Genomic DNA, 8,199 nt, shown 5'->3' on the forward strand with positions numbered 1-8,199 from the left:
GCTCTTTCTGTTGTCGTGCCGGGGCGCATGCTCATCGGGGAGCGCTCGGGCGCTCCACCGGGGCAGGGGACTGAGCCACTGGAATCCAGAAGCTGAAACAGCAGCCTGCCACCGCGCCGCCATTGTAGATGTTCTCGACTTTCATCCTCCCATGGTGGGATTCGACGATGCTGCGGCACAGCTTGAGGCCGATGCCCATGCCCTCGGCCTTGGTGCTGTAGAAGGCTTCGTAGATGCGCTCCAGCATGTCGGCCGGCACGCCGCTGCCCGAGTCGGTGATGGCGAATTCCACGCTGGCGATGCCGTCCTCATGGCGCGGTCCGACACGCAATTCGATGAAGCGCTGGCCGGGCGCGCGCTGCGCCAGCTGGATGGACTCGCCGCCGTTCTTGAGCAGGTTGATCAGCACCTGCTCGATCAGGATCGGATCGACCAGCAGCGGCGGCAGGCGGGCGGCCACGTAGGTGGTGACACGGATCTGGTGGCGGCGCAGCTCGATTTCGGCCAGTTCCAGGGCGTTGCTGACCATGGTGGCCACGTCCGACAGCGTGGGGTTGGGTTCGCTGCGCTTCACGAAGGCCTTGATGCGCTGGATGATCTGGCCCGCGCGCTGGGCCTGGCGCGCGGTTTTTTCCAGCGCGCCGAGCAGGTCTTCCTCGCTGATCTGTTGCTTCTGCACGCGTGAGATCATGCCGTTGCAGTAGTTGCTGATGGCGGTCAGGGGCTGGTTGAGTTCGTGTGCCACGCTGGAGGCCATCTCGCCCATGGTGATCAGGCGGCTGGCGGTCTGGGCGCGTTCGTTCTGGCGCGCGGCCTGCTCCTCGGCGTGGCGCCTTGGCGTGATGTCGCTGGCGATCACCAGCTGCGCCAGCCGGCCGTCCACCCAGGTCAGGTAGCGGGTGCGCACCTCCAGCCACTTGCCCAGCGACTCGATGTAGATCTCGGCGCTTTCGGCGCCGGCGTCGGTGAGCGGATCGGTCGGCATGCCAGCAAAGGAATCCACCGCATCGAGGTCGTCGCTGGGCGCGGCGGGCTCCACGCCGGCCAGGTCCACCAGGGTCCGGTGGCCGCGTCCGCTGGGGCCGAACCACTGGCGGTACATCTTGTTGGCGAACAGCACCTCTTCGCTGCCCAGGGGCGCGACCGAAACCGTGGCGTCCAGGCTCTCCAGCACGGTGGTGAAGCGTTCGTAGGAGGCCGAGAGTTCCTCGCGGATGCGCTTGGGCTCGGTGATGTCGGTCATGGACGTCATCCAGCCGGTCTGTTGGCCGTTGGGGTCGATCAGCGGCGACACGTACATGCGGGCGTCGAACAGGCTGCCGTCCTTGCGCTTGACCCGCACCTCGAAGCCGCCCGGGGTGGAGCGGCCGCGCAACTCGTCGTCCAGCCGCGAGGCCAGGATGTCGACGTCGTCGTCGGGCCAGTAGGGGAAGGGCGCGGTGCGCCCGACCAGCTCGCTCTCCGACCAGCCGGTCATCAGGCAGAAGGCCGGGTTGACGTAGGTGATGCGGCCCTGGATGTCCAGTGCCCGCATGCCGGTCAGCATGGAGTTTTCCATGGCCCGGCGGAAGTTGGTTTCGGCCACCAGGGCCTGCTGCGTCTGCACGCGCCGGCGTGTGTGCCGCCATGAGGCCACCAGCATCCACACGGTGAGCGCGCTGAGCGCGCCGATGATCAGCACGAAGCCGCTGCCCACCACGTCCTGCGAGGTGCGGTAGCCCTGCGCCTTGAGGATGAGGCCGTTGCCCACGGGGGACACCGGCACGTCGTGGTGCATGGCCTGGCGTGACCACGGCAGCCAGTTCAGCTCGCGGCTGTTGGGCTGCTGCAGGGTGCCGGCCAGCACCTGCTGGCGGTCGTCGAGCAGCGCCACCGCGTAGCGGGCCATCACCTCGGGAGGGATGCCAAAGCGCAGCAGGCCGTCCACGAGGTATTCGCCCATCACCACGCCGGCGAAGCGGCCCTGTTCGCTCAGGGGCACCTGCAGCATCAGCACGCTCTGGTCCTGCTCGCCCGGCATGGGGCGCGAGTAGATGGGCTGGCGCAGGTCGCGGGCGAGGTCGTAGGAGCCGTCGGTCTCGGCCGCCGACAGCACCTGGTCGACGCTGCGCGTCTGCGCGCTCGGGGCACTGGGCGAGGCATAGGTGGCCACGATCTTGCGGCGCGCGTCGACCCAGGAAATGGACAGCAGTTCGGGGTACTGGCTGATCAGGGTTTCGGCCTGGAAGGCGAACTCGGCGCGGTCGATCTCGCGGTTGGAGATCTCGCGCGCCAAGCGCATGAGCTGTTCCTGGCGCTCCAGCAGGCGCAAGCGCAGGCGCTGCTGCGCGTACTCCACGTCGCGGGTGACGGCCTCCTGTTCGCGGTCCCGCTCCTCCAGCCGCAGGTAGCTGATCGCGACCACGATGGCGCCCATGAACAGCAGCACCGCCAGCAAAGGCCCCAGCGTGGCAAAACGGTCTTGCCTGGCAGGTGGCAGGCGGCGCCACCAGCGTTGCCACCAGGGCGTGCCGCCCGCCAGTGCCCGCGCGCCACGCAAGGTGGCGGCGACGGGGCTGTCGGCGGGCGAATCCGGGGCGGTGGCGGGTGGCATTGCTTCAAGTCTAAAGGAGCACCGATGTCCGCCTGGATTGACAGTTCAATGTGGCAAAAAACCCGCAAAAAGTTTCACATTACAAAATCAATAAGCACATGTTGAAAAAAATGAGAAGAAATGGGAAACTCTCATCCATCGGGTGCAACACGCATGACAAGCCTTCTGCCCCGCTTTAAGCTTCTTTCCACCACCGAGGAGACAACATGTCAGCCAATCCCGAAAAACAACTGGCGCTGGGCGTCGGTTCAGACGCCGATGCGCAGGAAACGCGCGAATGGATGGACGCGCTGAGCGCGGTCATCGAAGCCGAAGGGCCCGAGCGCGCGCACTTCCTGCTGGAGCAACTGCTCGAGCACGCGCGCCAGAAAAGCATCGACATGCCGTTCTCGGCCACCACCGGCTACGTCAACACCATCGAGCCGGACGAGGAGGAGCGTTCCCCTGGCAACCTGGAAATCGAAGAACGTCTGCGCGCCTACATGCGCTGGAACGCCATGGCCATGGTGGTCAAGGCCAACCGCCACAACCCCGCCGACGGCGGTGACCTCGGCGGCCACATCGGCTCCTTTGCCTCTCTGGCCAGCCTGTTTGGCGCCGGCTTCAACCACTTCTGGCACGCCGAGAGCGAAAACCACGGCGGTGACTGCCTCTACATCCAGGGCCACGTGTCGCCGGGCGTCTACGCGCGCGCTTACCTGGAAGGCCGGCTGACCGAAGAGCAACTGCTCAACTTCCGCCAGGAAGTCGACGGCAAAGGTCTGTCGAGCTACCCGCACCCCAAGCTCATGCCCGAGTTCTGGCAGTTCCCCACGGTGTCCATGGGCCTGGGCCCGCTGATGGCCATCTACCAGGCGCGTTTCCTGAAGTACCTGCACGCTCGTGGCATCGCCAACACCGAAAACCGCAAGGTCTGGGTGTTCTGCGGCGACGGCGAGATGGACGAGGTCGAATCCCTGGGCGCCATCGGCCTGGCCGCGCGTGAAGGCCTGGACAACCTGATCTTCGTGATCAACTGCAACCTGCAGCGCCTGGACGGCCCGGTGCGTGGCAACGGCAAGATCGTGCAGGAGCTCGAAGGCGAGTTCCGCGGCGCCGGCTGGAACGTCATCAAGCTGTTGTGGGGTTCCGGCTGGGACGCGCTGCTGGCGCGCGACAAGGAAGGCGCCCTCAAGAAGCTGATGATGGACACGCTGGACGGTGACTACCAGGCCATGAAGGCCAACGATGGCGCCTACGTCCGCAAGCACTTCTTCGGCAAGGACCCGCGCACGCTGGAGATGGTCTCCAAGATGAGCGACGAGGAGATTTTCGATCTGCGCCGAGGTGGTCACGACTCCAAGAAGGTGTACGCGGCCTTCCACCGAGCCGTCAACCACAAGGGCCAGCCCACCGTGCTGCTGATCAAGACCGTCAAGGGTTTTGGCATGGGCAAGGCCGGCGAGGGCAAGAACACCGTCCACCAGACCAAGAAGCTGACCGACGAGGACATCCGTCACTTCCGCGATCGCTTCAACATCCCGGTGCCCGACAGCGAACTGGCCAAGGTGCCCTTCTACAAGCCGGCCGACGACACGCCGGAAATGAAGTACCTGCACGAGCGCCGCAAGGCCCTGGGCGGCTACCTGCCGCACCGCCGCGTCAAGGCCGACGAGAGTTTCACCGTGCCTTCGCTGGAGACTTTCAAGGCGGTGCTGGAGCCCACGGCCGAAGGCCGCGAGATCAGCACCACCCAGGCCTACGTGCGTTTCCTCACCCAGCTGCTGCGCGACCAGGCCCTGGGCCCGCGCGTGGTGCCCATCCTGGTCGATGAGGCCCGCACCTTCGGCATGGAGGGTCTGTTCCGCCAGGTCGGCATCTACAACCCTGCGGGTCAGCAGTACACCCCGGTCGACAAGGACCAGGTCATGTACTACAAGGAAGACAAGGCCGGCCAGATCCTGCAGGAAGGCATCAACGAGGCCGGCGGCATGAGCAGCTGGATCGCAGCCGCCACGTCGTACAGCACCAGCAACCGCATCATGGTGCCGTTCTACGTGTACTACTCGATGTTCGGTTTCCAGCGCATCGGCGACCTGGCCTGGGCGGCCGGCGACATGCAGGCGCGCGGCTTCCTGCTGGGCGGCACCTCCGGGCGCACCACGCTCAACGGCGAAGGCCTGCAGCACGAAGATGGCCACAGCCACATCATGGCCGGCACCATCCCCAACTGCGTGAGCTACGACCCGACCTTCGCGCACGAGGTGGGTGTCATCCTGCACCACGGCCTGAAGCGCATGGTCGAGAAACAGGACAACGTCTTCTACTACCTGACCCTGCTGAACGAGAACTACGCCATGCCCGGCCTGACCGCCGGCACCGAAGAGCAGATCATCAAGGGCATGTACCTGTGCAAGCCCGGCGCCCAGCAGAAGCTGCGCGTGCAGCTGCTGGGTTCGGGCACCATCCTGCGCGAAAGCATTGCCGCGCAGGAGCTGCTGGAACAGGACTGGGGCGTGTCGGCCGACGTCTGGAGCTGCCCGAGCTTCAACGAGCTGACCCGCGACGGCCAGGACGCCGAGCGCTGGAACCTGCTGCATCCGCTGGAGACGCCGCGTGTGCCCTTTGTGGCCCAGCAACTGGCCGCCCACGCCGGTCCGGTGGTTGCCTCCACCGACTACATGAAGAACTACGCCGAGCAGATCCGTCCCTTTGTTCCCAAAGGCCGGACCTACAAGGTGCTGGGCACCGACGGCTTTGGCCGCAGCGACTTCCGCAGCAAACTGCGCGAGCACTTCGAGGTCAACCGCCACTACATCGTGGTGGCGGCCCTCAAGGCCTTGAGCGAAGAAGGCGCCGTGCCCGTGGCCAAGGTGGCCGAAGCCATTGCCAAGTACGGCATCCATGCCGACAAGGTCAACCCGCTGTACGCATAAATCTCCGGAGACAAGAACATGGCACTGGTAGAAGTGAAGGTCCCGGACATCGGCGACTTCGACGAAGTGGCGGTCATTGAACTGCTGGTCAAGGTCGGTGACACGGTCAAGGCCGAACAGTCGCTGATCACGGTCGAGTCCGACAAGGCCTCGATGGAAATCCCGTCCAGCACCGCTGGCGTGGTGAAAGAGCTCAAGGTCGCCCTGGGCGACAAGGTCAAGCAAGGTTCCGTGGTGCTGATGCTGGAAGCCGAAGGCGCAGCTGCGGCCGCCCCGGCACCTGCGCCGGCCCCGGCCGCTGCGGCACCCGCACCGGCGCCCGCCGCCGCACCTGTGGCCGCGCCTGCCGCCGCCAGCGGCCCGGTCGAGGTGCGCGTGCCCGACATCGGCGACTTCAAGGACGTGGCCGTCATCGAGGTCTTCGTCAAGCCTGGCGACGCGATCAAGGTCGAGCAGTCGCTGATCACGGTCGAGTCCGACAAGGCCTCGATGGAGATTCCGTCGTCGCACGCCGGCGTGCTCAAGGAACTCAAGGTCAAGATCGGTGACACGGTCAACATCGGTGACCTGCTGGCCATCCTGGAGGGCAGCGTGGCCGCGGCTCCCGCGGCATCGGCACCGGCGCCCGCACCGGTTTCCGCACCTGCTGCGGCCCCGGCCGCTGCGGCGGCGGCAGCCCCCGTGGCCGCCAGCGTGGCGGCACCCGCCGCACCCGCGCACAACCCCACCACGGCCCCGGTTGGCCTGCCCCACGCGTCGCCCTCGGTGCGCAAGTTCGCTCGCGAACTCGGTGTGCCGCTGGACGAGATCAAGGGCAGTGGCGCCAAGGGCCGCATCACCGCCGACGACATCCAGAACTTCACCAAATCGGTGATGGCGGGTGCGGTGCAGACCAAGGCCCAGGCGGCCAAGGCGCCGGCATCCACCGGCGGCGGCTCCGAGCTGGGCCTGATCCCCTGGCCCAAGGTCGACTTCACCAAGTTCGGCCCCATCGAGCGCAAGGAGATGGGTCGCATCAAGAAGATCAGCGGCGCCAACCTGCTGCGCAACGCCATCATGATCCCGGCCGTCACCAACTTCGACGACGCCGACATCACCGACCTCGAAGCCTTCCGCGTCTCCACCAACAAGGAGAACGAGAAGAGCGGCGTCAAGGTGACCATGCTGGCCTTCCTGATCAAGGCCTGCGTGGCCGCGCTCAAGAAATTCCCCGAGTTCAACAGCAGCCTCGACGGTGATGCGCTGATCTACAAGCAGTACTTCCACATCGGCTTTGCGGCCGACACCCCCAACGGCCTGGTCGTGCCCGTCATCAAGGACGCCGACAAGAAAGGCGTGCTGCAGATCAGCGTGGAAATGGGTGAGCTGGCCAAGAAGGCCCGCGACGGCAAGCTGGGCCCGGCCGACATGTCGGGCGCCTGCTTCACCATCTCCAGCCTGGGCGGCATCGGTGGGCGTTACTTCACGCCCATCATCAACGCGCCTGAGGTGGCCATCCTGGGCGTGTGCAAGAGCACCATGGAGCCGGTGTGGGACGGCAAGGCCTTCCAGCCGCGCCTGATGCTGCCGCTGTCCCTGACCTGGGACCACCGCGTGATCGACGGCGCCGCTGCGGCCCGCTTCAACGCCTACCTCGGCCAGATCCTCGGCGACTTCCGCCGGGTGCTGCTGTAAAGGAACCCGAACATGGCACTCATGGACATTCAGGTTCCCGACATCGGTGACTTCGACGAAGTGGCGGTGATCGAGCTGCTGGTCAAAGCCGGCGACACCGTCAAGGCCGAGCAAAGCCTCATCACCGTCGAGTCCGACAAGGCCTCGATGGAGATTCCGTCCAGCCACGCCGGCGTGGTCAAGGAACTCAAGGTCAAGCTGGGCGACAAGGTCAAGCAGGGCTCGGTGGTGCTGACGCTGGAAGCCGAGGGCGGCGCTGCCGCTCCGACACCGGCGCCTGCCGCGTCCCCGGCGGCCGCTGCCCCTGCGCCGGCACCCGCGGCTGCACCCGTGGTCGCCCCCACCGCCGCCAGCTTCGGCGGCAGTGCCGACCTCGATTGCGACGTGCTGGTGCTGGGCGGTGGCCCCGGTGGCTACTCGGCCGCCTTCCGTGCCGCCGATCTGGGCCTCAAGGTCGTCATCGTCGAGCGCTACGCCACCCTGGGCGGCGTCTGCCTCAACGTGGGTTGCATTCCCTCCAAGGCGCTGCTGCACGTGGCCGCCGTCATGGACGAGGTCAGCCACATGGCCGACCTGGGGGTGGAGTTCGGCCGTCCGGTGGTCAACATCGACAAGCTGCGCGGCCACAAGGAAAAGGTGATCGGCAAGCTCACCGGCGGCCTGGCGGCCATGGCCAAGATGCGCAAGGTCACCACCGTGCGTGGTTACGGCAGCTTCGTCGGTCCCAACCACCTGGAAGTGGAAGAGACCAGCGGTGCGGCGCAGGAGAAGACCGGCAGCAAGAAGGTCGTGGCCTTCAAGAAGGCCATCATCGCCGCCGGCAGCCAGGCCGTGCGCCTGCCCTTCATGCCCGACGATCCGCGTGTGGTCGACTCCACCGGCGCGCTGGCGCTCAAGGACGTGCCCAAGCGCATGCTGATCCTGGGCGGCGGCATCATCGGCCTGGAGATGGGCACGGTCTACAGCACCCTGGGCGCACGCCTGGACGTGGTGGAGATGATGGACGGCCTGATGCAG

Annotated in this window: 4 protein-coding genes; 3 read left to right on the forward strand and 1 reads right to left on the reverse strand. The window is 66.3% G+C overall.

All coding sequences use genetic code 11. The features are described 5' to 3' along the window. Positions 1-31: 31 nt before the first annotated feature. Positions 32-2,593 carry a PAS domain S-box protein gene (locus AAHB17_RS05105; RefSeq protein WP_342129408.1) on the reverse strand — a complete coding sequence of 854 codons (2,562 nt, stop codon included), beginning with the start codon at positions 2,591-2,593 and terminating at the stop codon, positions 32-34. A gap of 206 nt (positions 2,594-2,799) precedes the next feature. Between AAHB17_RS05105 and aceE the strand changes: the two genes are divergently transcribed. From aceE to AAHB17_RS05120, 3 genes are all read left to right on the forward strand, one after another. Beyond that, complete coding sequence (aceE, locus tag AAHB17_RS05110; RefSeq protein ID WP_342129409.1) at positions 2,800-5,508, forward strand: pyruvate dehydrogenase (acetyl-transferring), homodimeric type; 2,709 nt, start codon at positions 2,800-2,802, stop codon at positions 5,506-5,508. A gap of 18 nt (positions 5,509-5,526) precedes the next feature. Further along, positions 5,527-7,182 carry a dihydrolipoyllysine-residue acetyltransferase gene (gene aceF / locus AAHB17_RS05115; RefSeq protein ID WP_342129410.1) on the forward strand — a complete coding sequence of 552 codons (1,656 nt, stop codon included), beginning with the start codon at positions 5,527-5,529 and terminating at the stop codon, positions 7,180-7,182. 12 nt (positions 7,183-7,194) lie between these two features. After that, on the forward strand, positions 7,195-8,199 hold a 1,005-nt coding region (locus tag AAHB17_RS05120; RefSeq protein WP_342129411.1), incomplete at its 3' end, for an FAD-dependent oxidoreductase.

The sequence above is a fragment of the Hydrogenophaga sp. OTU3427 genome (genome assembly GCF_038440225.1).
Lineage (GTDB): Bacteria > Pseudomonadota > Gammaproteobacteria > Burkholderiales > Burkholderiaceae_C > Hydrogenophaga.

Excerpts from the sequence above, each read along its gene's own strand:
- AAHB17_RS05105 (WP_342129408.1), bottom strand. The coding sequence starts at position 2,593 with ATGCCACCCGCCACCGCCCCGGATTCGCCCGCCGACAGCCCCGTCGCC.
- aceE (WP_342129409.1), top strand. The coding sequence starts at position 2,800 with ATGTCAGCCAATCCCGAAAAACAACTGGCGCTGGGCGTCGGTTCAGAC.
- aceF (WP_342129410.1), top strand. The coding sequence starts at position 5,527 with ATGGCACTGGTAGAAGTGAAGGTCCCGGACATCGGCGACTTCGACGAA.